The organism is Bacillus sp. FSL K6-0073, from assembly GCF_038006085.1.
Taxonomy (GTDB): domain Bacteria; phylum Bacillota; class Bacilli; order Bacillales; family Bacillaceae_G; genus Bacillus_A; species Bacillus_A cereus.
In genome coordinates, this window is sequence record NZ_JBBOUN010000001.1 from 1,046,189 (window position 1) to 1,068,754 (window position 22,566).

Consider the following 22,566-nt stretch of genomic DNA (forward strand, 5'->3'; position numbering starts at 1 on the left):
GAGATCTTTTTCTTGTAATGGTCTTAAATGATTGATTTAAGGTTATAAACTTAAATCATAAATAAAAGATAGAATAAAAACTATATAAGAAATAAATGTAACGAAAACAAGAAAACATATAAACTGAGAATTAGATACATATTGTTCTATTCTTTTTTTCATGTTAATTCGTATTATTTTTCAAATGTGAAGTATCAATTTGAAATTGACCTTTCCAAGATCCAACTACTTTTCCAATTCTAGTTATATTTACATCTAAAGTAAGGGGCTGTTTAAAATCGTCTCTTCCTTCATTAACTATAACAAATGTAGAAACACCTTCGGGTCTATCATTATCACGAATACCTATATCATTTAATTTTTTACCTGCTGCCATAAGTTCAAAAGGAAGATAATCATCTGAATCATCGATAAATGATAGTCTTCCTTCATTTTTGATCTCAGGGTTTTCCTCTTGTTGCCCATTAATTTTACCATCATTTTCGAGCTCTAATCCTGATGTATCAAATTCAAAGGGTACTAAACTTCCATCAGATTTTTCCATTCTATAATGAACTGATATACGTAAATCTGATATATATAATTCTTTGAGGTGCACAGTAATACCTTGATCTGTAATTTTTTCATCAATAGGAATATATTTACCATTCTTCATCATATCTTGTGTGACACCATTTTCATCTTGTATTCCTTCATTTACAACTTTATCATTTGTAATTGCATCAGAAAAATATGAGGCAACATTTGTAGCCGTCACTTGTACTTGTGGAATCATTGCTGTTGTGAAAAGTGCTGTTGCAGCTACTGCTGTATAAATGAAGCGTTTTGATTTTTTACTCATGTTTGTAAAGAGTCCCTTCTTCTGTTGTTTTTTGTAATTTATATTAGAAACATTGTCTGACTTGGAACGACTTTCAAATGTTTTCCATGCTTGTTCTATATCAATTTTGATTTCTTGTGGTGAATTTGCAGACTCTTCATCTAGCATTACGTTTTCCCATTGATTTAATCTATTGATTTCTACTAATAAATCTTGGCATGCTTCACATGTATCTAGGTGCTTTGTAAATTCCTTTCTTATATCATGAGAAAGTTCTCCATCAATATATGTTTGAATAAATCCGATATCATAACATTTCATTTGTTATGCCTCCTCCATTTGTTTATAAATCTTGCGAAATTTCATTTTGGCTCGGACCAATAATGTTCCAATAGAAGATATTTCAATTTGAAGTATTTCTGCAATTTCTTTATATTGAAAACCAGAGAATTTCATTAGTAAAAGGGTTCGTTCTCGATCGTTCATTTTATTTAGTATCGTTTGGACCTTTGTAATTTCTTCTTTTCTTATCCAATCATCGTCTAATGATGAAACATTTTGTACTTCATGGTATTGTATTTCTTTATCAATCTTCGCTTGCTGCCTTTTTTCAGATCGAAAATGGTTATAGGCTACATAAGTAGAAGATTTAATCAACCATCCAGGTATGTTTTCAATTCCTTTCCAATCACTACGATATAATTGTAAAAATACTTCTTGTGCTAACTCTTCAGCGATAGATTGATCTTTAACAATCCAGATGATTTGTTTCACAGCGTAAGCATAGTACTGCTTAAATAAATCTTCAAAGGTTATATCAGAAGTATGACTTTCTTCATTTTCTATGGTTAACATGTTTGTTTAAACCTCACTTTCAATTTGATACCTGTATTATAGAGAAACCAGAAAAACAGATTTTGTGACAGTTTTTCTGGATATTTTTTATTATGTACTACAAAAAGCATTCGTCTGATTAAAAGATAAATGCAAAAAGGAAATGAAAACATAAAAACTATAACTCTTGCAGTAGTTGTCTATTAATGCACAAGAAAACATAAAAACTATAACTCTTGCAGTAGTTGTCTATTAATGCACAAGAAAACAGTTAGTTTGTTGCCAAACTGTATCTAAACGTACAATTTCACTTCTTCTATTTTCATGAATATGTATAATTACATAAAATTTCAAAGAAAAAGAGAGTATACTTTCATATTGTGTAATAAAGATAAAGCCCGCCTACGGAAATAGGCGGGCTTTTTTTACTTATGAAGAAAAGACAACCTTTAAGGTGTCTTCCTTTTGAAATCTAGGTTGTCCAGTTTGTTTTACTTTGGTGCAATAGCAATATTGTTTGGAATAAAGTTTCACCATATTGCTATTAAACTAAAATATTAAGATTGCACTTAAACGAAATTTATAGCATCGAAGTTCATTTTGGAGGGGGGAATGTAATACTACATTTTTAAAGTATTCGTTACACTTGAACCTCTGCACATTGCGTAGAGCTTTTTTCATGAAGAAAGGACACTCACGTGAGTGTCCTTTCGATAGTTTTTAGCAGAAGCAAGCAGCTCCAACGATGATTAATAAAATAAATAATACAACTAATAAAGCAAATCCTCCAGCGAAGCCACAGCCGCCACAACTACCACCAAAGCCCATAACAGTTCCTCCTTTTAATAAGAGGGGAAAACCAAGGGGTCACTCATGTGTTTTAACGGATTCCATTTACTTTATGCTTTTATGAATGAATGGAGCAGGTCCTTTTTAAAATAGATTTATTTATTTTTAGAAGGAATTCAAAGGCAAAATCAAAATAGGAGAATCTATATTATTCTTTAAGAGCAAATAAATGAAAAATAAAATATCTAAAAATATAGATAGAAATCCGCTTTTATACCTTTCAATAAAAGAATACTAGCATTATATATTATAAGGAATACTTGTCCTTAATTATAAATGAAAGGGGGGGGATTGGTATGAGTTATGGCTGTGGTCACCCTCCAAAAAAATGCTTTGAACATCACAATGAAACTTTATCAACGGGTGTATTACGTAGACATTCCGCTACGTTATTTCTTACTGTTGAAGCTATGAATGTTGATCCAGATGATACTCGTAGAGTAACAGTTGAAATGTTTGATTGGTCATCAGGTTCTCCGGTATTGTTACCATTAATAGACCCTTCAACACAAACATTGCCACCTAATCGATATGTTACTTTTCGTTCAGCAGCTCTTCCTCCAGCACTTTTTGCTTATGAAGTAAGAATCATTCGTCCGAAAGATAGAGATGTTGTTACGAATGTTTTTGGTCTTAGTGCAATCATATTTAACCCACAAGAAGGAAACAATGTTTTACAACATGATTTAGCAAAATTAGACCTTAAATAGATTTTATAAAGGTCTATTTATTGAGCATGATTAAAAAAAGAGTAGGATGTAATCCTACTTTTTTTAACGTTAACTAGAATTTTAAAAGAAATCCTTCATTATTTTAGCATCTTTAATATTCACTATCACACCTTCTACCTTATCTTTCTTCTCATCTTTAGCAATCGTAATTTGCTCCTTATTATCAGCCCACACAAGAAATTCTTCTTTTGAGTCATCTTTATATGTAACAGTAATAGTAGAATGTGCAGATTCTCTCTTTTTTTGATCTAGTGTGATTTGTTTAGGAGTGCCTTTTTGGACTGCTGAAACGATAGGTTGTATCATTTTTTCGTTGTCTGTTTGAGATTTGGAAGTAGTATGATTTGTTGTTTTCAGTATTTCAATGTCTGTAATATTAGCGGAATTTAATTGAAAGGTATTTTGTGTATGTTCTTGCTTAACTTGTGAAGCTTTATCTGTAGCCGAGGTACTTGTACAACCTATTAAGGTGAAAGATAAAGCGGTTAGAGCGCATATAGATATGATTTTTTTCATAGTATCCCTCCTCAAGTTTAATTATAACAATTTTCTGTTAATTTAGGTAGTTATTGTAAGGAGAAGATGTTTTAAAGAGGTAAATGATGATGTTCATTCTCTATTAAAATCAAAATTCACATAACTTTTTTCATATTTTATGTTTAACATTTCGAAAATGGGTGTACTACATATAATATAATAAATAATTCATTTTAAAGGAGGAAGTTAAAGATGGAAACGAAGTATAGTAAACCTTTTGTATATGAATTTATTACGGAGAAAGAGGTCATGAATGCGGCGAATGATCTAGTGAAGAAAGGGATAGACCAAAAAGATATTTACGTATTAACACATGAGAAAGAGAGGACAGATAGAATCGCAGACAATGCAGACGTGAATACAATTGGGATAAAAGAGGAGGGACTTGGGACAAGCATTATTAACGTCTTTCAAAACACGGGAGATCAGTTAAGAAATAAGATGCAAGAGTTAGGGCTTAATGAGGAAGAAGCGAACTTCTACGAAGAAAAGCTGGATGAAGGAAAAATCTTGTTATTCGTTAAGGATTTAGAAAGAGTCGGTGAATGGTTACAAGAAAGAAGATGCATGTATTCTATTTAAATTTGTATCCTGTAAATCTATAAATCTATTACGAAAAGGAGATTGTAAATATGAGTGAGAACGGACTAAAAGAACAAGTTAAAGGTAAAGTTGAAAAGAAAAAAGGACAAGTAAAAGAAGGAATTGGTGAAGTTACAGAAGATAGAGAGTTGAAAAATGAAGGGAAGTGGGAAAAAAAGAAGGGAACGATAAAAGAAAAAGTCGGAAAAGTGAAACAAAAGATAAGTGATGAATTGGATAATAAAGAATAATATATGTTCATCAAGCTTTGGTTACATACTAAAGCTTGATGAATCCAATATAAAACGAATATAGGAGGTTTAATTGTGGGACTTATTATTACGTGTATTGTAGGTGGACTTATTGGTGCGTTAGCTGGAATGATTACAGGAAAAGACTTTCCGTTAGGTATAGTTGGTAACGTGATTGCCGGATTAATCGGATCTTGGGTAGGTAGTGCGTTATTTGGTCATTGGGGTCCTGAATGGGGAGGCATCTTTATTCTTCCAGCTTTATTAGGTGCAATCGTCTTTATTTTAATCGTTACATTCGTTTCTAGAATGCTGCGGAAAGCGTAAGTATGATAATAAATAGTAATCTTAAGTTTATTATATATAGCTATAAAGTTAATGAACTGATAAATATACATAAAAAAGCATCCGATTAAAATAATTGGATGTTTTTTTATGTAATCTGCATAGAAATGAGCGGGGGATGAAGGCCCCCGCTTATTAAAATTACACTTTCTATCATATGCCTTTCGAGAGGACTCCCACTTCTAAACGTAAGTGAAGGTGGTGAGGTGAATCGAAAGAAATATTTTATTTTCAAGAAAATAAAAGAAACATACGTTCTGTTTTTGCTATAATATCCTTAACAAGGAGGTGAATAAAATGACAAAGGAAAATCCGTCAAACTATAAAACTCTTCAAATTTGGATTAAAAAAGGGCATCGTATGTATTCTTATTTTCAAGAATGTTGTCATAACGCTAAGAACATGTACAACACCACAAACTTTTATATACGCCAGGTGTACACTGGATTAACACAAGAAAAAGAGTTGCAGCCTTTGCAAAAAGAAGTTCTGGATAATATTCATAAAAATATTGGTAAGATGAATGACACACAACGTCTTGCCTATCAGAAGAAATTGGAAAAAGAGAAATTAAAGCCTAAAGAAGAACAGAAAGAGATTACATGTAATTTGTTTTCAGAACCTAATTTTGAAAAACCTTATGTAGATTACAACTTTCTAGATGCACTATTTAAGGCTATGATTCAAAATGATTATCGAGCTTTGCCTACGCAATGTAGCCAGTCAATCATGAAAGGTTTGTTCCAAAATTGGAAATCTTTTTTTGCTAGTTTAAAAGACTATAAAAAGAATCCAAACAAATATGCTGGAATGCCTAGGATTCCAAAGTATATTCGTTCTTCTGAAAAAGAGATTCTGTATACAAACCAAGATTGCATCATTAAAAACGATAGATTTTTAAAGTTTCCAAAGACGAAATTGCAATTAAATATTGGGAAATTAGGTTTCACTGAAGGTAAACTGAAACAAGTTCGTGTGATTCCAAAATACAATGAATATGTAGTGGAATTGGTAATTGATGTTCCTTCTGAACAACAAATGATTGAAGAGAATGCTCGTTATATGAGTATTGATTTAGGTATTGGTAACCTTGCAACCATCGTAACAAACACAGGTATAAAACCTGTCCTTGTTAAGGGCAAACATATCAAAAGCATAAATCAATATTACAATAAAATGAAGAGTCATTTTACAAGCATTCTTAGAAATGGAAAACAAACGAATGAAGGACCTTTTACTTCTAAAAGGATAGAAAAACTTCATCAAAAACGTTACTTGAAAATAAAAGACGTCTTCCATAAAGTTAGTCACCGTATTGTAAAACTAGCTCAAGAAGAAGAAGTTTGTAAAATCGTTATTGGTCAAAACAAAAGCTGGAAACAAAAAATGAATATGGGAAAAAGAAATAACCAATCGTTTTGTCATATCCTACATAGTTTACTGATTCAAATGATTACATACAAAGCAAATGCTGTAGGCATTCAAGTTGTTGTAACTGAAGAATCATATACATCGAAAGCAAGTTTTCTGGATAACGACTTCATTCCAACGTATGGAGAAAATGACCAAAATACAACTTTTTCAGGAAAACGAATAAAGCGCGGCATATATCGTTCAGCAAATAAAACTTTAATTAATGCAGATGTAAATGCTGCGGCTAACATTTTACGAAAAGTAATCCCAAATGCATGGACAAATGGGATAGAGGGGTTAGGCGTGAAACAGCTCGCTAATGTGTTAACTCCCCTGACGTTAATCGTCCGTTAGGTCGAAACGTTAGAAACCCCCACTTCAAGCTTTGCTAAGTGGGGGAGTGTTCATTATGTATTAAACCATCGTTACTTTTTCACAATTATTTATCCTTACGACCTGCCTCGGTTCTATATGAGATAAGTCCTCGCTATTACCTATATCAACTACAATTGTATTTGTTAGTATGTTAATAATGGAACCAACTAATTTTGTAGCATGATCGTGTCGATAAGAAAATTGAACAAAATCTCCCTTTTTAAAGTTGTGCTCTTCCATAGATAGATCCCCCTAAAAATAATGTTTATACATTATACATACACAAAATTATAAGTTTTAAACATTTATTAGTACGATTTAAGTGTTAAGCCGAGAAAGGTGTAGAAAATTTATTTATAATGAAAATAAAAAAATATGTTTAAAATTAATTTTTATGGGTAATTAAATAGTAAGAGTTTGAGATAAGGGGGCGGAAATGATGAATTTGGCAATAAATATTTTGCAAAATGATGTAGGTTATACAGTACAACTTAATGGTGAAATTGATGCATATACGGCATCAGATTTGAAAAATAAGATTATGCCTATTGCAAGCGAAAAAGAGGTTCATATTGTAGTAGATTTTACTGAGGTAGAGTATATGGATAGTACAGGTTTAGGCGTGTTTATAGCTCTATTAAAAGCAATTAAGAAAAATGATGGAAAGCTAGAGTTTATTGGTGTATCTAAAAGACTAAAAAGATTATTCGATATCACAGGACTAACAGAAATATTAAATTTGAATTCCGATTTTGAAAAAGTAGAAAGAAGGTGACTAGGGATGATGGAGAGATTTGAAAAGATAGAAATGAAAATTCCTGCAAAAGCAGAATATGTGGCTATTATTCGTTTAACAATGGCTGGTGTTGCGAATCGAATGGGCTTTGCTTATGACGATATAGAAGATATGAAAATTGCTATTAGTGAAGCATGTACAAACATTGTACAACATGCATATAAAGAAGACGTTGGAGAAATTACAATTGTCTTTGGCTTATATGAAGATCGATTAGAAATTATGGCTGCGGATAATGGAGTTAGCTTTGATTTTAATAGTTTAAAAAGTAAAGTTGGTCCGTATGATATTAATAAACCAGTAGAACATTTGCCAGAAAATGGTTTAGGTTTATATTTAATCAATACGTTAATGGATGATATACAAATTATGCATGATGAGGGCATGACAGTTTTAATGACAAAATATATACAAAGAGAGCAGGTGGAGAATGATGGAAATCCAATCTCAACCTACAAATCTTACTAAAGAAGACGTTATTAAACTAATTGCAGACTTCCAACAAAACCAATGTGATGAAGCACAGGAAAGATTGGTTAATCACTATAAAAATCTTGTATACTCCATTGCATATCGCTATTCAAAAGGTGGGCCGATGCATGAAGATATTATACAAGTAGGAATGTTAGGGCTCTTAGGTGCAATAAGAAGGTATGATTATTCGATAGGGAATGCTTTTGAGCCGTTTGCAATACCTACAATAGTAGGCGAAATAAAGAAATATTTACGTGATAAAACTTGGGGTATTCACGTTCCAAGGCGAATTAAAGATTTAGGCGGGAAGATTAAACTTGCGATAGAGGAGCTAACAGATCGTTTGCAGCGTTCACCGAAGATTATAGAGATTGCAGATCATTTAGGACTATCTGAAGAGGAAGTGCTAGAAATTATGGATGCGAAAAATAATTATCGTGTATCTTCCTTAGATGATGTAGTTGAAAATTCATCTGATGGCAGTTCGGTAGCGAGGATTGAATCTGTAGGTGAAGTAGAGCAAGGATATGAAGAGACAGAAAGGCGTCTCGTTTTAAAGGATATTTTTAACGTATTAAATGAGACAGAAAAGAGTGTTATTCATTATATATTTGGAGAAAATTTAAATCAAAAAGATACAGGGGAACGGTTAGGTATTTCACAAATGCACGTTTCTCGTATTAAAAGACAAGCGATAAGTAAATTGAAGCAAGCAGCGTTTTTAGATACATAAAAATTTTAAAGAGCTATGTTTAAAACATGAGAAAAGGGGTAGTTATTAAGTATAGGAGGAGATATAAAAATGTCACACGATGTGAAAGAACTAATCGAAGGATTGAATGAAGATTTAGCAGGAGAATACTCAGCAATTATTATGTATAACCATAATGCAGCTACAGTTTCTGGTATATATAGACAAGTGTTAAAACCTTTCTTTGAATCTGAAATTAGTGATGAACAAGGACATGCCCTATATTTAGCGGAGAAAATTAAGACGTTAGGTGGTACACCTACTACAATCCCTTTACCAGTGAAACAAGTAGAAGATGTTCGAGAAATGTTAGAATCCGCTAGACAATCAGAATATGAAACAATTAAGCGTTATGAAATGAGAAAAGAACAGGCAGCGAAATTAAATATGACAGAGTTAGTTGTAAAACTAGAAGATATGATTGCAGATGAAACTAATCATATGGAAGAATTAGATCGTCTTTTAAATGATAAAGCAATGGTGTTAAATTAAAAGTAGAAATTTATAGAGTGAAAGAACAAATTCCTATTTCTAGGGGTTTGTTCTTTTGTTGTATAAATATGTTTGAGTAAGAAATTTTCATTTTGTAACTGATTATGTAATACTAGAAAAATAGAAAATGATAATAGATTTACATTTTAAATAAGAAAAGGGGAAATAACTTGTGTCCATTTTAATTGTTGATGATAATCCGGTTAACATATTTGTAATTGAGAAGATTTTAAAACAAGCCGGATATCATGATCTTGTATCACTCAATTCTGCACAAGAGCTCTTCGAATACATACATTTTGGAAAAGATTCTTCCAGGCATAATGAAATTGATTTAATACTATTAGATATTATGATGCCTGAAATTGATGGACTTGAAGTTTGTAGGCGATTACAAAAAGAGGAGAAGTTTAAAGATATCCCTATTATTTTTGTTACAGCTTTAGAGGATGCCAATAAATTGGCCGAAGCTCTTGATATGGGGGCAATGGATTATATTACGAAACCTATAAATAAAGTTGAACTATTAGCACGTATGCGTGTAGCGTTACGCTTGAAATCGGAATTAAATTGGCATAAAGAACAAGAAGAAAATCTTCGGAATGAACTAGATTTAGCTACGCAAGTACAAAGAAATTTATTAAGTAGCCCATTAAGAGAAAATCATATAAAAATTGAAGCAAGCTATTTACCTTCATTCAAACTAGCTGGAGATATGTATTATTGGTATAAAATCGATGAAAACCGCTACGGTATTATATTATTAGACGTGATGGGACATGGTATATCTGCTTCATTAGTTTGTATGTTTATTTCGTCTGTATTACGTGAAACGATTAAATCTTTAATCGATCCAGAACTCGTCATTAAAGACTTAAATAAATATATGACTCTTTTACATAATGAGAATGACAATATTCCATATTATTTTACAACGATATACTTAGTAGTGGATACAGAAAAGAGAACAATTGAATATGTAAATGCAGGACATCCTGCTGGATACGTTTTAGTTGATGAAACAAATATGGTTGAACTGAATCGCGGGAGTTGCGCGGTAGGATTTTTTGATGAAATAAAAGTTAAAAAGACAGTTATACCTTTTGAGAAGAACGCTCAAATCATATTGTTTACAGATGGTGTTCTTGAAGCGATTGCAAATGATGAATTTGAGTCTGAAGAGAAATTACGTGCTTTTACAGAAAGAAAATGGGGAGATTTAGAAGAAGAGATAGAAGGGTTTTATAAGGAAGAACAGAAGAAAGAACAATCAGATGATATGTGCCTCATTATGATACAAACGAATGCGAAATAAAAAGCGTATGAAATCCAAATAAGGATTTCATACGCTTTTATTGTATTTTTTGATAGATTTGTTCGTTCGGATTAAATTGGATATAATGCGGCATTATATCGGAAAAACGAAGAGTTTCTTTATTTCCTAAACATAGGAATCCGTTGTGACCTAAACTTTCATAAAATAGTTGCTGTACTTGGTTTTGAAGTTTACTCGTAAAGTAAATTAAAACGTTACGGCAAAGTATAATATGAAATTCGTTAAAAGATTGATCAGTTACTAAATTATGCTGTGCAAAAATAATGTTTTGTAACAGTGATGGATTAAAATAAGCAAAACGATTATCTGTTGAATAATAGTTAGAAAATGCTTGTGTACCGCCAGCTTGTAAATAGTTTTTCGTATAAGTTTGCATTTTATTTAACGGAAGGATACCTTGTTTTGCTTTTTCTAACACATTTGTATTCATATCTGTTGCGTAAATAACAGCTTTTTCACTTAATCCTTCTTCGTGAAGTAAGATGGACATGGATAATACTTCTTCACCAGTTGCGCATCCGGCGTGCCAAATTCTAATTTCAGGATACTTTTTTAATTCAGGAATGACATGCTCTCTTAGCGCTTTAAAAAAATTAGGGTTACGAAACATTTCAGTTACGTTAATGGAGAAATCATTTAATAACTGTTCTAAAAACCCTTCCTCATGAATTACTTTTTCAATTAACTTTGAAATGGTTGGAATATTAGAGATCTGCATTCTATTACAAATTCTTCTATAAATAGATGTGCGAGCATATTGGCGAAAATCGAAGCCAGATAGTTTAAATACCGCTTCCAATAGTAATTCAATTTCTAAGTTCATGCGCTTATCCATATCTACAGATGGATCAAAATTATAATACTTATTTTCCACTCCAACTAAACCTCACTTATTTTATTAACCATACACTCATTACCGAATAGAGTTGATGTAAATTTAATGGTTTACTTATATAATCTGAAGCGCCAGCAGATAAACATTTCTCTTTATCATTTGGCATTGCTTTCGCAGTTAATGCGATAATAGGTATTTCACTTAACCCTAAGTTCATTCGGATATGTTCCATCGTTTCATAACCGTCCATATTCGGCATCATAATATCCATTAAAATAAGGTCAATATTTGTATTGTTTTTTAGTATGTCTAAACACTCTATGCCGTTTTGGGCAGTAATAATGTTGGCATGCTGTTTTTTTAATGCATTTTGTAATGCAAATATATTTCGGTGATCATCATCGACAATTAAAATAGTTTTCTCTTGGAAGACGTTATTTGTTTCGGTAGTAACGATAGTTTCCTCCACAACTTCAGCAGGAATAACATCTTCTATCGTTGCTGCAACTTCTAAATTGGATACTTGTATATCAGTTAATCCATTTGGAAGGTTAGGAATATATACAGTGAAAGTACTGCCTTCTCCTACATGACTCTCTAACGTAATCCAACCACCTAACAGTCTAGCAAACTCTTTACAAATAGATAATCCTAAGCCTGTACCACCATATTTTCGAATCGTTGCACCATCTGCCTGTTGAAAGGCTTCGAAAATAAGTTGATGCTGTTCTTTAGAGATACCAATACCAGTATCTTTTACCGAAATTTTCATCCAATCATTACTTATAGACTGCATATCATGACTCAAATTACTTATTTCTATTGAATCGAAATGTAAAGAAACGGATCCTTTTTCGGTGAATTTAAATGCATTGGATAATAAGTTTTTAATAATTTGCTCAATCCGTTTTGCATCTGTATAAAACAAATCCGGAATGGTGTCACTGTCTTTAATCGTAAATTCGACATTTTTTTGTGCAGCGATATGTAAGAAGTTTTGATGCATACTTGCTGCCATATCACTTATATTCGTTGCTTCGAAAATCACATCTAGTTTCCCAGCTTCTACTTTCGATAAATCAAGTATGTCATTAATTAAAGTAAGTAAATCTTTTCCTGATGAATGAATGACAGTTGCTAATTCAATTTCATCGTCGGATAAATGATTATCATGATTTTCTTTTAACATTTCAGATAATAGTAAAATACTATTTAACGGTGTGCGTAATTCATGAGACATATTTGCTAGAAATTCTGATTTGTATTTTGAGCTACGTAATAACTCACTTGCTTTTTCTTCTAATTCTGATTTAGTAATTTGTAAGTCAGCTGTCTTTTGCTCCGCCTCTTCCGTTCTAGACTCTAGTTGTTCATTCGTTGTTCGTAATTCTTCGGCTTGCATTTGTAGTTCTTCAGCTTGCGTTTGTAATTCTTCTGATTGAACTTGCAGCTCTTCTGTCATTGCTTGTGATTCATGTAAAAGGGTTTGAATTCGCATACGTCCCATAATGCTATGGATTGTTAAACCTAGATTATCAACGGTTTGTTGAATTAATTCTTGATGTAAGTCTGAAATCTCAGTTACACTTACTAACTCCATCACTGCGATCACTTCATCTTCAAATAAGATAGGGATGACTAGTAGGTTTTTAGGGCGTATTTCTAATAATCCGCTAGTAACATAACGAAATTCTTCTGGTATTTCTCGAAGAATAAAGCTTTGTTTTTCTAAAGCACATTGCCCAATTAAGCCTTCACCCATTTTAATGGACTGTTTTCCAACATCAGGACCTTGACCGGCGAAAGAAGCTTTTTTCACATAGTAGACAGTTTCTTCAATTTCTTCACGTACATAAAATGCACCGCAAGAAGTTTGCGTTTTTTGTATCATTCCACTAAGAATTTTGTTACCTAACATCTCAATAGAAGATACACCTTGATACATTAAAATTAATTCTGCAAGCTCAGTTTGCAACCACTCTCTTTTCGATATTTCGTCTAGTAAATGGTTCGTTGTATGAGCCAAATCTTTTATTTCATCATGGCTGTTCACATGAATTCTTTCCGTAATTTTTTCTTTAGAAGAAATGGATTTAATAACTTGAATTACATTTTTAATCGTTTTTGTAATGGAATTCGAAATATAGAGTGAAATGATAATGGAAATACAAGAAAGTAAGAACAATAAGCTGTATAACCAAATCTCTAATTTATTATTCTCAGTATCTAATTGTGCAGCTCTTTTTTTCGTTAGTTGCTCCTCTACACTACGGAAGTTAGTTAGTTGCGATTGTAATGATTGAATTTGAGTCGTGTCGATTGCTTGTACGTTATTACTATTGTGATTCGTAATGAATGGGTGAATCTCTTTATTAACCCAATTATTAATGTTTTCATTAATCTGTTTTAATTTTTCTTGCTGAGAAGGGTTATCCTCTAATAGAGCTAAAAGATTTTGATAATGTTTTTCGTAATCCTTTTCCGCAGCGTTAAGGGATTGAACGTAATTTGTATCATTAGAAGTGATAAATCCTTTCGCTTTATTTTCAATTGTTAGTAAATCTTTCTCCACTTGATTCGTTAAATTAAGAACTTTAAAATCGTGATCAATAATAAAATTACGAGATTTTTGTAAACTGGAAATCCCATTGTTTAACATAATGAAAGAAATAAGTAAGAACAAAATGATAACTAAATAACCAGCCATAATTTTGTAACGAATACTAAATTTTGCTTTCGATTTCATTAGAAATTCCTACCTTCAAGATTATTAAAAGTTTTCAATCGTAAAGAATGAAAACGTAATATATATTATATCAGTTTTCGTAAGGCCAAACTAGAAATCCCCCTATTGTATTAGGGGGCTCGTTTTTCATAGAGGAAATCATTTTGAAATATAAAACTATATATGAAAAGTAACAATCGAGGGAATAGGGGATAACAAAACTTTTAAGAAGGAAAGAGTGTTCTTAAAGCTTTTTTTGCATCTATTCCTTCAAAGATAAATAATACAAGCTCTCTCTTTTTTACGGTAAGGAAAAAGGATACTAATGTGCTTAAGTTTTTAATAGAAGTAAGTGTTCCGTGTTTACTTATAAATACATTCGTTTGAAATGTTGTCATTAAAGCATAAAAATGATGAATCTGAGTTATTGTAGGTGTTTCATTATAAGAAATAGTAGTAGAGTGAATGGCGTTCATCGTAATATTCCTTTCCATATAGTAAGCATAACAATATAAACATACCCATTTTAAAAAGTGTTAAACATATAAATAAGAAAAAATATAATTATAGTTTTTTACGTTTAGAAAAGGTTAGGAAGGGTATACATATACTACAAAGAGATTAACTGAAGATGAATTGTAAGATGTCTATGTTTAGTAGATTAGTCTATCAAAATATACTTTTACTTTAAATAAAAAGGAGCCTGGTATACATGAATGAAATGATGATTGATATTACATTTGATTTAATTTACTTGTTAAGTAGTTCACTTGTAGTGCTTTTACTATTCGCTTTTTTCGTAAATGGTTATGTTAATAAGAAGATTAGTGTATACAGAAATGAAGAAAAATAAAGATACATTATATAAAACTTTAGGAGGTTAATAGTTATGAATGTAGATAGAAAAATAGTAGGTGTCTTTAGAACAATTGATGATGCGGCACTCGTTATTAATGAATTAAATGAAAAAGGATACTCAGCAGATAACATTTCAGCTATTGCAAAGGATCAAAAGGAAATTGAACACCTTGAAGAAAAATCCGGTGAAAAAGTTAAGAATGAAACTGCACATAAAGCAGATATCTTTTCAGCAACAGGGCTTGTAGCAGGAGGAGTAGCAGGCGGACTCGGTGGTTTATTAACAGGTCTTGGTGTACTTGCCGTATCTGGACTGGGCCCAATTGTAGCAGCGGGACCTATCGCGGCAGCTATTGGGGGAGCCGGTATTGGCGGAGGAGCTGGAAGTTTAATAGGAGCATTTATCGGATTAGGAATTCCAGAAGAACATGCTAAAAAGTATGAAGAATACATTTACGATGGAAATATATTAATTTTAGTAGATGCAAAATTAGATGATAAGTTAGAAATCTATAAAATATTTGATAAGCATAATGTTTATAACTCTGATTTCTTTAAATAATATGTACGTCACATATTAAACATAGTGAATATCGTTTTTGATCTTACAACTTTGGCGCGGCCGAGGAGTCGTATGACTATAAGAGAGGAAGGGCTTATAGTAAAAGATCAAGTTTAAGAGAGAAGGGGTGTCTTTTCGTGATTGTAAAAATATTAAAGGATAGTAGTAATAGTTTCTTTTGTACGGTTCAAAATAAAAATGGAGAGAAGTATGTAAAGAAATGGTTTAGTAAACAGGAAAACAATGAAGAATTAGGGCGACCAACCTTTAAAGAAGTGGAAAAGGATTGGAAAGAAAATAGAAAATCGTTTATGTATCCTAACGTAAAAGCGCTTTATTAAATAATAGCCGTTTCATTCTTACAAAATTGTCACACTCCTGTAAGGTAATTCAATAGTTTAGTTACTTTTTCCATGTCATAATAAAGACATAAGAAAGCTTATTCAAACTACAACTTATTTGGAGAGTGTCAGTCATGATTGTAACAACAACGTCTGGAATTCAAGGTAAAGAAATTATTGAGTATATCGATATTGTAAATGGTGAAGCTATTATGGGTGCAAATATTGTCCGCGATTTATTCGCTTCTGTTCGTGATGTTGTCGGTGGTCGTGCTGGTTCTTACGAAAGCAAACTAAAAGAAGCACGTGATATCGCAATGGATGAAATGAAAGAACTTGCAAAACAAAAAGGTGCGAACGCTGTCGTTGGTGTTGACGTAGATTACGAAGTTGTTCGTGATGGAATGTTAATGGTTGCTGTAAGTGGTACAGCTGTACGTATATAAGTAAATAAAAAACAGGCTCACCCCTTGAAGTTTATGCTTTGAGGGGGTTTTTATTTTTCTTTTGTTCATGACTAAAGTTAAAATAGAGAAGGGCCGATGTACTAGCTCGCTTATTTCAAATGTAGTATATTATTTCTTAAGAAAAAGTGATGAAATGGAATTTTTTGTATTTAAAGAAGGTGTTAACTTTATGACAAATAATAAAATTGCTATTTGAGATATGAAGAGAATTAGTGGTATGAATAATTTTAGAAAGTGTATAGTTGATAAAAATAAACGATGGAGTATGTAAAGAGTTATATTACATAAAATTTATTATGAATGGAGGCGGTTACACTATGTTTTGGTTAGGATGTTTTTTAGGCTACATTGTAGGTTCTGTTATTACATGTGCGCTACTTTACTTTGGATATAGATCCAATGAAAATAAAAAAGCGGATATGCAAAAAGGGAAGGAGAGAAAAATCAATAAAAGAGGTGTATAGTAGGCGAAAGGTAAGGTGATAACATTGATGCAAAAATAAAGGACAGTTACATATTTTATATGATTACTATGTACTGTCCCGCTTATTCCTTTTGGATTAGGAAAAATTGTTTCCTGTCTTGCTATAAATTTCATAGGCGAAAAAACCAAATAAATAGCCTATTCCGGATCCTAAACTAATTGAAAGTAGTAAAGAATCAGGAGAAAATATGCCGACAATAATACCGATCAAACACCCTAAAAGCATTGCCATTGGTATTAAACTGTCTAATAAAATTTGAGTGTTTTTTGATTTTTTCTTACCTAATTTGCCGTGCTTATATTTATGTTCCAATCTTTTTATTACAAATACTACAATTCCCCCGACTAGTATAATAGGCCAAATTGCCGAAATGAACCACATGTTAGAAGCTCCTTTTACCTTTCAATATAATTGTACCAAAAATTTACAATTATAGACTACTAAACGTACTATCTAGTCTATTTAAAAGGTAAATGCAAAAGACTTCTTCTTTTGCATTTAATAACTCGTCAAAAACACTTTCCGATACGATAAACTTAACTAAATCTATACAATTCAATCAAATTTACACAAGTTAGTACTTCAAAGTGTTCTCGCAGCCCCAAAGGGACGAGGGGTATAACACTCCACACGAGGCAGTATCGTTACCTCCTATTATCAAGCATTTATTTTACCCATTTTGATAAATTTATCGCAGCATTTACATCCCTATCGTGATGGCTATTACATGAAACACAACACCACTCACGTATTTTTAAACTCCACTGTCCTTCTGGTTGAACTGAATGGTCGTATTTTACGCCGCAACATGAACAAATCTTGCTTGAAGCGAACCATTTATCAGCTTTTACATACGCAATGCCATACTTCTCGCACTTGTATGATAAACATTGAAAGAAGAAGTTTAATTTTTGAAATGAAAATGCTTTCGATAGTTTTTTGTTTTTTAACAGGTTTGAGATAGATAAGTCTTCCACAACAATCCTCATTGGTTTGGTTTTCACCAATTTAGCTGTTGCTTGATGGATATGGTTATTTCGGATATTCATAATTTTCCTAGATAACCGCAGGTGCTCAGCTTTCGCTTTTTCATATCCAGCAGATTGAATTTTCACACCTTTTTTAAATCTTCTAGACATATCTCTTTGTGCTGACTTTTTCCTTTTCAAAAGTTTTTTAACCTTGGCATCTTTGTTTATATTTCGTTCTTTCATACCATTAGAAGCTACAAAAAGCTCTTTTAAACCAACATCCACACCGATTGACTCATTGGTTAGTTCTTGTAATTCAAAGTCTTCTTGGAACCCTACACTAATCCACCAGTGACGACCATCAAAGGTAACTCTTGGATTGGATGGTTTTTTATTTCTTGGTAGTTGTTGGCTTGTTTTCACTTCTCCAATAGACTGAATGTGAACTACTTTCTTTCCTATAATCAGTCTTTCATAATTAGCATAAAATCCTTGGATTACATCTTTTTTGGATTTATAAGAAGTGTGAGAACCATTTTTGTACTTTTTGAACGAATTTTTTCTCGCCGCATCAAAATCTCTTGAAGCCTGTTTAGGAACTTGTGCATTAATGTCTTTTAACCACTCATATTTCTTTCGCTTCTTGATCTTTGTAAATCGTTTCTGTAAAGCTAACTGTGAAACAGATTTTCCAAATAGCTTATAATATCTATCACTTATTCTTTTACAATAGTTATAAGCAAATCTTGCAGCACCAGCATGTTTTTTAAGCACTTTTTCTTGTTCAGGCGTTGGAATCAGTCTAACTTTCTTCGCCAATATCATCAGAATGTAACTCCTTTAATGAAAGATTTGTTCTTCTGAATCGTAGCGTGTTCCACCAGCATTCTCCTGAGACTACTCGGATGCAAACCTGTTAATTCTGATACTTGACTAACTCGTAAAAATTTCATTATTATTCTTACCTCATTGAATCCACCATAGCACATACGTTCGATATATTCAATGAGGTTTGATAGATTTAATTAAATGTATCTCGTTCAACTAAGGGCGCAATTCCTTAGCCAGTTCTCTTATGAACTTCTCATGTTTTCACATGAGCGCAGACTATATGTTTATCTAATTAAAGATAGAGGATTTTTCCACCACCATAGGCTTGTGATGTACTCTCGTCAGTTATACGAGATAGTCGTTGAACGTTCATCTTATCACTTTTGACTTAGATGATTCGAGGCGGAAGACCCATTGTTCTAGTGTTTAGGATTTAACCTTGCACCATCTGATTGATTTTTTCTGCTTTCGCGACATTCACGCTCACTATTTCTAGCCACGTTGTAGTTCAATCAGCTTTAGGGATTGCCCGCAGTTAACCCTCACTACTAGCCAATCACTTGACTAGCAGGGCTTACTGATATATTTAATTAACTTTCGTTATAATTGGTTAAATAAATCGTAACAGTTAGTTACCCTTTCGTTTTCTCAGCGGACTGCACAACATCAACTGCCGCTTTCACATCCGCTAAGTCATATGTAGAATGGACTTTCATAAAACGTAATTGTTCATTTTCTACTAGACGAATTAAGTGACGAAACGTCTCCTGCCATTTATATGCTGACACATTTTTATTCCAATGTCGTAAATGAAATATGTTTGCGTGTACTTTTGCTTTCGTGACAATCTCGGCCCAGTTCACTTGTATTCCTGATAGAAGACCGATCGTTAAAAAATGCCCGTTTGGACGTAAGGAGAAAGCTAATTCATTTCCATCTGGTCCTCCGATGGAATCAATCGCAGCATCCGCACCAATCCCGTTTGTTAATTCCATAACAGTTTCATAAAGCGGGGCAGTGGAAGTATCAATTACATATGCAGCACCAAGGCGCAGTAATTCTTCTGTATGCTTATTATTTCTTGTAACGGCAATTAATCGGAAATTTAAAATTTGGGATAACTGCGCAAATAGATGCCCAATAGCGGACCCACAAGCATTCACTAATAAAACGTCATTACTCTGTAAGTTTAACGTTTCTGTACAAGTAACCCACGCCGTAAGGGGATTAATATACATTTGTGCAGCTGTAAAGTTATCGATAGAATCAGGAATAGGAACTACAAAATCAGCTGGCGTCTTCACATATTCTTGCCAAGTACCTTCTCCGCGTAACGGTAAAACACGTTTACCGATAAGCTCTCTCGTAACGCCCGCGCCAACATCTTCTACAATACCAACACCTTCATAACCAGGTATGTTAGGTAACGGAATTCTATGTGCGTACGCTCCGGTAATGGGAATTAAGTCAGATGGATTAATCGGTCTAACTAGCATACGGACGAAAACTTCATTATCTTTCAGTGGTTCTATATTTTTATATTCAACTTGTAGTACATCTTTTGGGTTGCCGAACTTGTGAAATTGAATGTGTTTTCCTTGCAAGATAAATGTGCCCCCTTAGTTTGATTGGGTTTATTATAGCATTTTTAGTTTGGGTGGTTACTTTGTTAGTGATAAATAGGTTTTTTAATTTACGTATTTATCAGAATTTTATAAAATGTGTATATAACTATAAAATGGGGGGATTTCTTCATGTGTACTAGTTTGACGTTACAAACTAAAAATTTCCAACATCTTTTTGCGAGAACAATGGATTTCACATTAGATATGAATCAGGAAGTAATAATCATTCCTCGGCGTTATCAGTGGAACAATATAACTGGTGAAACTATCCGAGCGAAAAAGGCTGTTGTCGGAATGGGAATTAATCATGAAGGAAGGGTCATTATGGCGGACGGAGTAAATGAAGCTGGTATGACGTGTGCCACTCTCTATTTCCCGGGATTCGCTACTTATAGTAACAGTATAGATAACCATAAAACGAATTTAGCGCCATTTGATTTTGTGGCTTGGAGCCTCACGCAATTTAATTCTGTTGAAGAGTTAAAAAAATCTGTTGATAACATTTCCCTTATAGATATACCATTACCAGTTTTAGGAATTACCCCACCGCTACATTGGATTTTAGCAGATAAATGGGGAGATTGTATTGTACTTGAGCCGACAACTGATGGACTAAAAATGTATGACAATCCATTAGGAGTGATGACTAATAGTCCGGAGTTTAATTGGCATTTACAAAATTTAAGACAATATATTGGACTTAAATCGCAGCCATTTGCGCCAACGGAGTGGGGAGATGTACCATTAAGTGCTTTTGGCCAAGGTTCAGGAACGATGGGACTTCCTGGAGATTTTACCCCGCCATCAAGATTTGTGCGGGCAGCATATGGCAAACAAAACATTCAAGGTATAGAGAACGAAGAAGAGGGGATATCGGCTATTTTTCATATCTTATCAAATTGTGAGGTCCCTAAAGGGGCAGTAATAACAGAAGACGGAACATTAGATAATACCATCTATACGAGTGCAATGTGTATGGAATCTGGAACATATTATTACCATACCTACGATTGTAGACAAATTATAGCTATTCATTTATTCCATGAAAATTTAGATACAGCTGAGATTAAAACTTATCCGTTTCAGCGGAAACAAAAAATATTTTATGAAAACTGAAGAGCCCCTGAAAAAGTGAAACTAATAAAAACACCTCCATTTAATTTGCATACTTAGTATGCGAATTTAGGAGGTGTTTTTTATCATTTACCAATATTCAGGTTTACTTCTTGCTATTCTATTAAGCCGAAGCCTTCTTCATTCTCTCAAGTAAACTAGACAACACATGCGTACGATAAGATTCTAGTTTTTTACCTTCATAAGTACGGATACCTAATTTTTTAAGTTCTTTTACATACCAACCTTTGCTTCCGAAATACATGTGATCGCTCCCCTTCAACTTTGTTTTTATTTATCCTGATTACATATGGAGGTACAGGAATTATAATGAAGGAAATGAATTTCGCGCGAAAATGGTTAACTTTGTTGCAAAAGACATATATACTAAAGATAGTATACAACGAGGTGGACAAGACGTGATTATAGAGAAGCACGAAATTCAAATTGACCAAATTACTAGCGGTAAAGTGAATATCTTTACTTTCTATCGAAATAGAAAGCAAATTGATGATCATTTTTTACAATTGCAAGAACCATCGCTTACAGCAAACTACTTCTTCCATTTTCATTTTGATGCAGAGAGCTTGCATCTACTGCAGGAAGAGTTTCCAGGCGTATATCCGTACGACGGTAGTGAAACGATTCACGACTGGACGGAAAAGATGAAAGCAGAATTGCAACATCAGATCCAAACAGGTAAATGGAATAAACGCGTACGTATCGGTAATCGCATTCTAGATGTGGTGTTTACGTGGTGTGACGAAGATATAGTAGAGTGAAAAAGAAGCGGATGACGCTTCTTTTTTTAGCGCTGGAATAAAACGAGCTTACCTGCAGTAGATGTACAGCGATGTGTTTTTTCATACAATCCTTTTTCTTGTAAAATAGATTCACCTTTTGCTTTTGCTTCTTTTTCAGTTGCCGCCTCGAATGATTCGTCTAATGCTTTTGAACCATCTTTTTCAAAGACTGTTAGAACGTATACTCCCATGAAAATTCCCTCCAATAATTAAAATCAGAATCTTATAATTATTTTGGCATAAAATGCTACAATATGCAAAGAAATATATGACATTGCGTGGTAAAATAGAATGAAACTTTAATCATCGAGAATATTTTTATTCTCGATAATTATTAGTTTTCAGCGATTTTAATTTTGATAAA

The 22,566-nt window shown here is 32.9% G+C and carries 30 protein-coding genes; 17 read left to right on the plus strand and 13 right to left on the minus strand.

All coding sequences use genetic code 11. The features are described from left to right. Window positions 1-163: 163 nt before the first annotated feature. The 3 genes from MHB52_RS05430 to MHB52_RS05440 form a co-directional block, all read right to left on the minus strand. Window positions 164-1,141: a DUF4179 domain-containing protein gene (locus MHB52_RS05430; protein WP_061663657.1), complete on the minus strand. Its 978-nt coding sequence runs from the start codon at window positions 1,139-1,141 to the stop codon at window positions 164-166. A gap of 3 nt (window positions 1,142-1,144) precedes the next feature. After that, window positions 1,145-1,675, minus strand: coding sequence for an RNA polymerase sigma factor SigX (locus MHB52_RS05435; RefSeq protein WP_061663656.1), 531 nt, complete (start codon window positions 1,673-1,675; stop codon window positions 1,145-1,147). Window positions 1,676-2,374: 699 nt separating this feature from the next. Further along, on the minus strand, window positions 2,375-2,482 hold the full coding sequence (locus MHB52_RS05440; protein WP_000505670.1) for a YjcZ family sporulation protein: 108 nt from the start codon (window positions 2,480-2,482) through the stop codon (window positions 2,375-2,377). Between the two features lie 317 nt (window positions 2,483-2,799). Here MHB52_RS05440 and MHB52_RS05445 point away from each other — a divergent pair, with 317 nt between their 5' ends. Further along, complete coding sequence (locus MHB52_RS05445) at window positions 2,800-3,213, plus strand: hypothetical protein (RefSeq protein ID WP_061663655.1); 414 nt, start codon at window positions 2,800-2,802, stop codon at window positions 3,211-3,213. A gap of 81 nt (window positions 3,214-3,294) precedes the next feature. On the opposite strand, the gene MHB52_RS05450 is transcribed toward MHB52_RS05445, so the two are convergent. Continuing rightward, complete coding sequence (locus tag MHB52_RS05450) at window positions 3,295-3,750, minus strand: hypothetical protein (RefSeq protein ID WP_061663654.1); 456 nt, start codon at window positions 3,748-3,750, stop codon at window positions 3,295-3,297. Window positions 3,751-3,963: 213 nt separating this feature from the next. Between MHB52_RS05450 and MHB52_RS05455 the strand changes: the two genes are divergently transcribed. The 4 genes from MHB52_RS05455 (at window position 3,964) to MHB52_RS05470 (ending at window position 6,716) form a co-directional block, all read left to right on the plus strand. Next, complete coding sequence (locus MHB52_RS05455; protein WP_000448812.1) at window positions 3,964-4,353, plus strand: general stress protein; 390 nt, start codon at window positions 3,964-3,966, stop codon at window positions 4,351-4,353. Between the two features lie 50 nt (window positions 4,354-4,403). After that, window positions 4,404-4,604, plus strand: a complete 201-nt coding sequence (locus tag MHB52_RS05460; RefSeq protein ID WP_061663653.1) for a CsbD family protein — start codon at window positions 4,404-4,406, stop codon at window positions 4,602-4,604. A gap of 75 nt (window positions 4,605-4,679) precedes the next feature. Further along, window positions 4,680-4,931, plus strand: coding sequence for a GlsB/YeaQ/YmgE family stress response membrane protein (locus MHB52_RS05465; protein ID WP_016117352.1), 252 nt, complete (start codon window positions 4,680-4,682; stop codon window positions 4,929-4,931). A 315-nt stretch (window positions 4,932-5,246) separates the two neighbouring features. After that, window positions 5,247-6,716: an RNA-guided endonuclease InsQ/TnpB family protein gene (locus MHB52_RS05470; RefSeq protein WP_061663652.1), complete on the plus strand. Its 1,470-nt coding sequence runs from the start codon at window positions 5,247-5,249 to the stop codon at window positions 6,714-6,716. Between the two features lie 60 nt (window positions 6,717-6,776). Here the strand turns inward: MHB52_RS05470 and MHB52_RS05475 are convergent, their stop codons facing one another. Then, window positions 6,777-6,977: a hypothetical protein gene (locus tag MHB52_RS05475; RefSeq protein ID WP_000391008.1), complete on the minus strand. Its 201-nt coding sequence runs from the start codon at window positions 6,975-6,977 to the stop codon at window positions 6,777-6,779. Window positions 6,978-7,173: 196 nt separating this feature from the next. On the opposite strand from MHB52_RS05475, the gene rsbV reads away from it, so the two are divergent. The 5 genes from rsbV to MHB52_RS05500 all read left to right on the plus strand — a co-directional run bounded on the left by rsbV (window position 7,174) and on the right by MHB52_RS05500 (window position 10,565). Then, window positions 7,174-7,512, plus strand: coding sequence for an anti sigma b factor antagonist RsbV (gene rsbV, locus MHB52_RS05480; RefSeq protein WP_001999229.1), 339 nt, complete (start codon window positions 7,174-7,176; stop codon window positions 7,510-7,512). Between the two features lie 6 nt (window positions 7,513-7,518). Beyond that, on the plus strand, window positions 7,519-8,001 hold the full coding sequence (gene rsbW / locus MHB52_RS05485; protein WP_000970580.1) for an anti-sigma B factor RsbW: 483 nt from the start codon (window positions 7,519-7,521) through the stop codon (window positions 7,999-8,001). After that, window positions 7,964-8,740: an RNA polymerase sigma factor SigB gene (gene sigB / locus MHB52_RS05490; protein ID WP_016117354.1), complete on the plus strand. Its 777-nt coding sequence runs from the start codon at window positions 7,964-7,966 to the stop codon at window positions 8,738-8,740. The genes rsbW and sigB overlap by 38 nt, the downstream gene beginning before the upstream one ends. Before the next feature lie 69 nt (window positions 8,741-8,809). Further along, entirely contained in the window at window positions 8,810-9,250 is a 441-nt protein-coding gene (locus MHB52_RS05495) for a ferritin-like domain-containing protein (RefSeq protein ID WP_000017753.1), read from the plus strand. Window positions 9,251-9,422: 172 nt separating this feature from the next. Further along, the gene (locus tag MHB52_RS05500; RefSeq protein ID WP_061663651.1) at window positions 9,423-10,565 is read left to right on the plus strand and encodes a fused response regulator/phosphatase; all 1,143 of its coding nucleotides are present in this window, start codon (window positions 9,423-9,425) and stop codon (window positions 10,563-10,565) included. A 37-nt stretch (window positions 10,566-10,602) separates the two neighbouring features. Here MHB52_RS05500 and MHB52_RS05505 read toward each other — a convergent pair whose 3' ends face one another. From MHB52_RS05505 to MHB52_RS05515, 3 genes are all read right to left on the minus strand, one after another. Next, window positions 10,603-11,460, minus strand: a complete 858-nt coding sequence (locus MHB52_RS05505) for a CheR family methyltransferase (RefSeq protein WP_000429024.1) — start codon at window positions 11,458-11,460, stop codon at window positions 10,603-10,605. A 16-nt stretch (window positions 11,461-11,476) separates the two neighbouring features. Next, window positions 11,477-14,167, minus strand: a complete 2,691-nt coding sequence (locus MHB52_RS05510; protein WP_061663650.1) for an ATP-binding protein — start codon at window positions 14,165-14,167, stop codon at window positions 11,477-11,479. A gap of 203 nt (window positions 14,168-14,370) precedes the next feature. After that, a complete protein-coding gene (locus MHB52_RS05515) occupies window positions 14,371-14,622 on the minus strand; it encodes a hypothetical protein (protein WP_000991358.1) in 252 nt (83 codons plus the stop codon). 236 nt (window positions 14,623-14,858) lie between these two features. Here MHB52_RS05515 and MHB52_RS05520 point away from each other — a divergent pair, with 236 nt between their 5' ends. The 5 genes from MHB52_RS05520 to MHB52_RS05540 all read left to right on the plus strand — a co-directional run bounded on the left by MHB52_RS05520 (window position 14,859) and on the right by MHB52_RS05540 (window position 16,838). Next, on the plus strand, window positions 14,859-14,999 hold the full coding sequence (locus MHB52_RS05520) for a hypothetical protein (protein WP_001004567.1): 141 nt from the start codon (window positions 14,859-14,861) through the stop codon (window positions 14,997-14,999). Window positions 15,000-15,035: 36 nt separating this feature from the next. Next, complete coding sequence (locus tag MHB52_RS05525; protein WP_061663649.1) at window positions 15,036-15,566, plus strand: general stress protein; 531 nt, start codon at window positions 15,036-15,038, stop codon at window positions 15,564-15,566. Between the two features lie 137 nt (window positions 15,567-15,703). Next, on the plus strand, window positions 15,704-15,907 hold the full coding sequence (locus MHB52_RS05530; RefSeq protein WP_061663648.1) for a DUF4028 family protein: 204 nt from the start codon (window positions 15,704-15,706) through the stop codon (window positions 15,905-15,907). Between the two features lie 134 nt (window positions 15,908-16,041). Next, the gene (locus MHB52_RS05535; RefSeq protein ID WP_000637512.1) at window positions 16,042-16,353 is read left to right on the plus strand and encodes a YbjQ family protein; all 312 of its coding nucleotides are present in this window, start codon (window positions 16,042-16,044) and stop codon (window positions 16,351-16,353) included. A 338-nt stretch (window positions 16,354-16,691) separates the two neighbouring features. Then, window positions 16,692-16,838, plus strand: coding sequence for a hypothetical protein (locus tag MHB52_RS05540; RefSeq protein WP_000498633.1), 147 nt, complete (start codon window positions 16,692-16,694; stop codon window positions 16,836-16,838). 96 nt (window positions 16,839-16,934) lie between these two features. On the opposite strand, the gene MHB52_RS05545 is transcribed toward MHB52_RS05540, so the two are convergent. From MHB52_RS05545 to MHB52_RS05555, 3 genes are all read right to left on the minus strand, one after another. Continuing rightward, window positions 16,935-17,240, minus strand: coding sequence for a hypothetical protein (locus MHB52_RS05545; RefSeq protein WP_016117357.1), 306 nt, complete (start codon window positions 17,238-17,240; stop codon window positions 16,935-16,937). 284 nt (window positions 17,241-17,524) lie between these two features. Further along, the gene (locus MHB52_RS05550) at window positions 17,525-18,655 is read right to left on the minus strand and encodes an RNA-guided endonuclease InsQ/TnpB family protein (RefSeq protein WP_061663647.1); all 1,131 of its coding nucleotides are present in this window, start codon (window positions 18,653-18,655) and stop codon (window positions 17,525-17,527) included. A 638-nt stretch (window positions 18,656-19,293) separates the two neighbouring features. Further along, window positions 19,294-20,265: a zinc-dependent alcohol dehydrogenase family protein gene (locus MHB52_RS05555; protein WP_061663646.1), complete on the minus strand. Its 972-nt coding sequence runs from the start codon at window positions 20,263-20,265 to the stop codon at window positions 19,294-19,296. A gap of 150 nt (window positions 20,266-20,415) precedes the next feature. Between MHB52_RS05555 and MHB52_RS05560 the strand changes: the two genes are divergently transcribed. Beyond that, window positions 20,416-21,402, plus strand: a complete 987-nt coding sequence (locus MHB52_RS05560) for a choloylglycine hydrolase family protein (RefSeq protein WP_000337592.1) — start codon at window positions 20,416-20,418, stop codon at window positions 21,400-21,402. 121 nt (window positions 21,403-21,523) lie between these two features. Here MHB52_RS05560 and MHB52_RS05565 read toward each other — a convergent pair whose 3' ends face one another. After that, entirely contained in the window at window positions 21,524-21,664 is a 141-nt protein-coding gene (locus MHB52_RS05565; protein ID WP_000273536.1) for a YflJ family protein, read from the minus strand. 154 nt (window positions 21,665-21,818) lie between these two features. Here MHB52_RS05565 and MHB52_RS05570 point away from each other — a divergent pair, with 154 nt between their 5' ends. Further along, a complete protein-coding gene (locus MHB52_RS05570; RefSeq protein ID WP_000582773.1) occupies window positions 21,819-22,181 on the plus strand; it encodes a hypothetical protein in 363 nt (120 codons plus the stop codon). A gap of 26 nt (window positions 22,182-22,207) precedes the next feature. On the opposite strand, the gene MHB52_RS05575 is transcribed toward MHB52_RS05570, so the two are convergent. Continuing rightward, entirely contained in the window at window positions 22,208-22,393 is a 186-nt protein-coding gene (locus MHB52_RS05575; protein WP_000539552.1) for a YhzD family protein, read from the minus strand. Window positions 22,394-22,566 lie beyond the last annotated feature (173 nt).

What these genes read in the sequence shown, in the direction of transcription:
- MHB52_RS05475 (WP_000391008.1), bottom strand. Translation starts at nt 6,977, where the DNA reads ATGGAAGAGCACAACTTTAAAAAGGGAGATTTTGTTCAATTTTCTTAT.
- MHB52_RS05495 (WP_000017753.1), top strand. Translation starts at nt 8,810, where the DNA reads ATGTCACACGATGTGAAAGAACTAATCGAAGGATTGAATGAAGATTTA.
- MHB52_RS05535 (WP_000637512.1), top strand. Translation starts at nt 16,042, where the DNA reads ATGATTGTAACAACAACGTCTGGAATTCAAGGTAAAGAAATTATTGAG.
- rsbV (WP_001999229.1), top strand. Translation starts at nt 7,174, where the DNA reads ATGATGAATTTGGCAATAAATATTTTGCAAAATGATGTAGGTTATACA.
- MHB52_RS05510 (WP_061663650.1), bottom strand. Translation starts at nt 14,167, where the DNA reads ATGAAATCGAAAGCAAAATTTAGTATTCGTTACAAAATTATGGCTGGT.
- MHB52_RS05515 (WP_000991358.1), bottom strand. Translation starts at nt 14,622, where the DNA reads ATGAACGCCATTCACTCTACTACTATTTCTTATAATGAAACACCTACA.
- MHB52_RS05435 (WP_061663656.1), bottom strand. Translation starts at nt 1,675, where the DNA reads ATGTTAACCATAGAAAATGAAGAAAGTCATACTTCTGATATAACCTTT.
- MHB52_RS05575 (WP_000539552.1), bottom strand. Translation starts at nt 22,393, where the DNA reads ATGGGAGTATACGTTCTAACAGTCTTTGAAAAAGATGGTTCAAAAGCA.
- MHB52_RS05550 (WP_061663647.1), bottom strand. Translation starts at nt 18,655, where the DNA reads ATGATATTGGCGAAGAAAGTTAGACTGATTCCAACGCCTGAACAAGAA.
- MHB52_RS05520 (WP_001004567.1), top strand. Translation starts at nt 14,859, where the DNA reads ATGAATGAAATGATGATTGATATTACATTTGATTTAATTTACTTGTTA.
- MHB52_RS05460 (WP_061663653.1), top strand. Translation starts at nt 4,404, where the DNA reads ATGAGTGAGAACGGACTAAAAGAACAAGTTAAAGGTAAAGTTGAAAAG.
- MHB52_RS05455 (WP_000448812.1), top strand. Translation starts at nt 3,964, where the DNA reads ATGGAAACGAAGTATAGTAAACCTTTTGTATATGAATTTATTACGGAG.
- MHB52_RS05565 (WP_000273536.1), bottom strand. Translation starts at nt 21,664, where the DNA reads ATGTATTTCGGAAGCAAAGGTTGGTATGTAAAAGAACTTAAAAAATTA.
- MHB52_RS05445 (WP_061663655.1), top strand. Translation starts at nt 2,800, where the DNA reads ATGAGTTATGGCTGTGGTCACCCTCCAAAAAAATGCTTTGAACATCAC.
- MHB52_RS05525 (WP_061663649.1), top strand. Translation starts at nt 15,036, where the DNA reads ATGAATGTAGATAGAAAAATAGTAGGTGTCTTTAGAACAATTGATGAT.
- sigB (WP_016117354.1), top strand. Translation starts at nt 7,964, where the DNA reads ATGATGGAAATCCAATCTCAACCTACAAATCTTACTAAAGAAGACGTT.
- MHB52_RS05430 (WP_061663657.1), bottom strand. Translation starts at nt 1,141, where the DNA reads ATGAAATGTTATGATATCGGATTTATTCAAACATATATTGATGGAGAA.
- MHB52_RS05545 (WP_016117357.1), bottom strand. Translation starts at nt 17,240, where the DNA reads ATGTGGTTCATTTCGGCAATTTGGCCTATTATACTAGTCGGGGGAATT.
- MHB52_RS05470 (WP_061663652.1), top strand. Translation starts at nt 5,247, where the DNA reads ATGACAAAGGAAAATCCGTCAAACTATAAAACTCTTCAAATTTGGATT.
- MHB52_RS05540 (WP_000498633.1), top strand. Translation starts at nt 16,692, where the DNA reads ATGTTTTGGTTAGGATGTTTTTTAGGCTACATTGTAGGTTCTGTTATT.
- MHB52_RS05440 (WP_000505670.1), bottom strand. Translation starts at nt 2,482, where the DNA reads ATGGGCTTTGGTGGTAGTTGTGGCGGCTGTGGCTTCGCTGGAGGATTT.
- rsbW (WP_000970580.1), top strand. Translation starts at nt 7,519, where the DNA reads ATGATGGAGAGATTTGAAAAGATAGAAATGAAAATTCCTGCAAAAGCA.
- MHB52_RS05450 (WP_061663654.1), bottom strand. Translation starts at nt 3,750, where the DNA reads ATGAAAAAAATCATATCTATATGCGCTCTAACCGCTTTATCTTTCACC.
- MHB52_RS05560 (WP_000337592.1), top strand. Translation starts at nt 20,416, where the DNA reads ATGTGTACTAGTTTGACGTTACAAACTAAAAATTTCCAACATCTTTTT.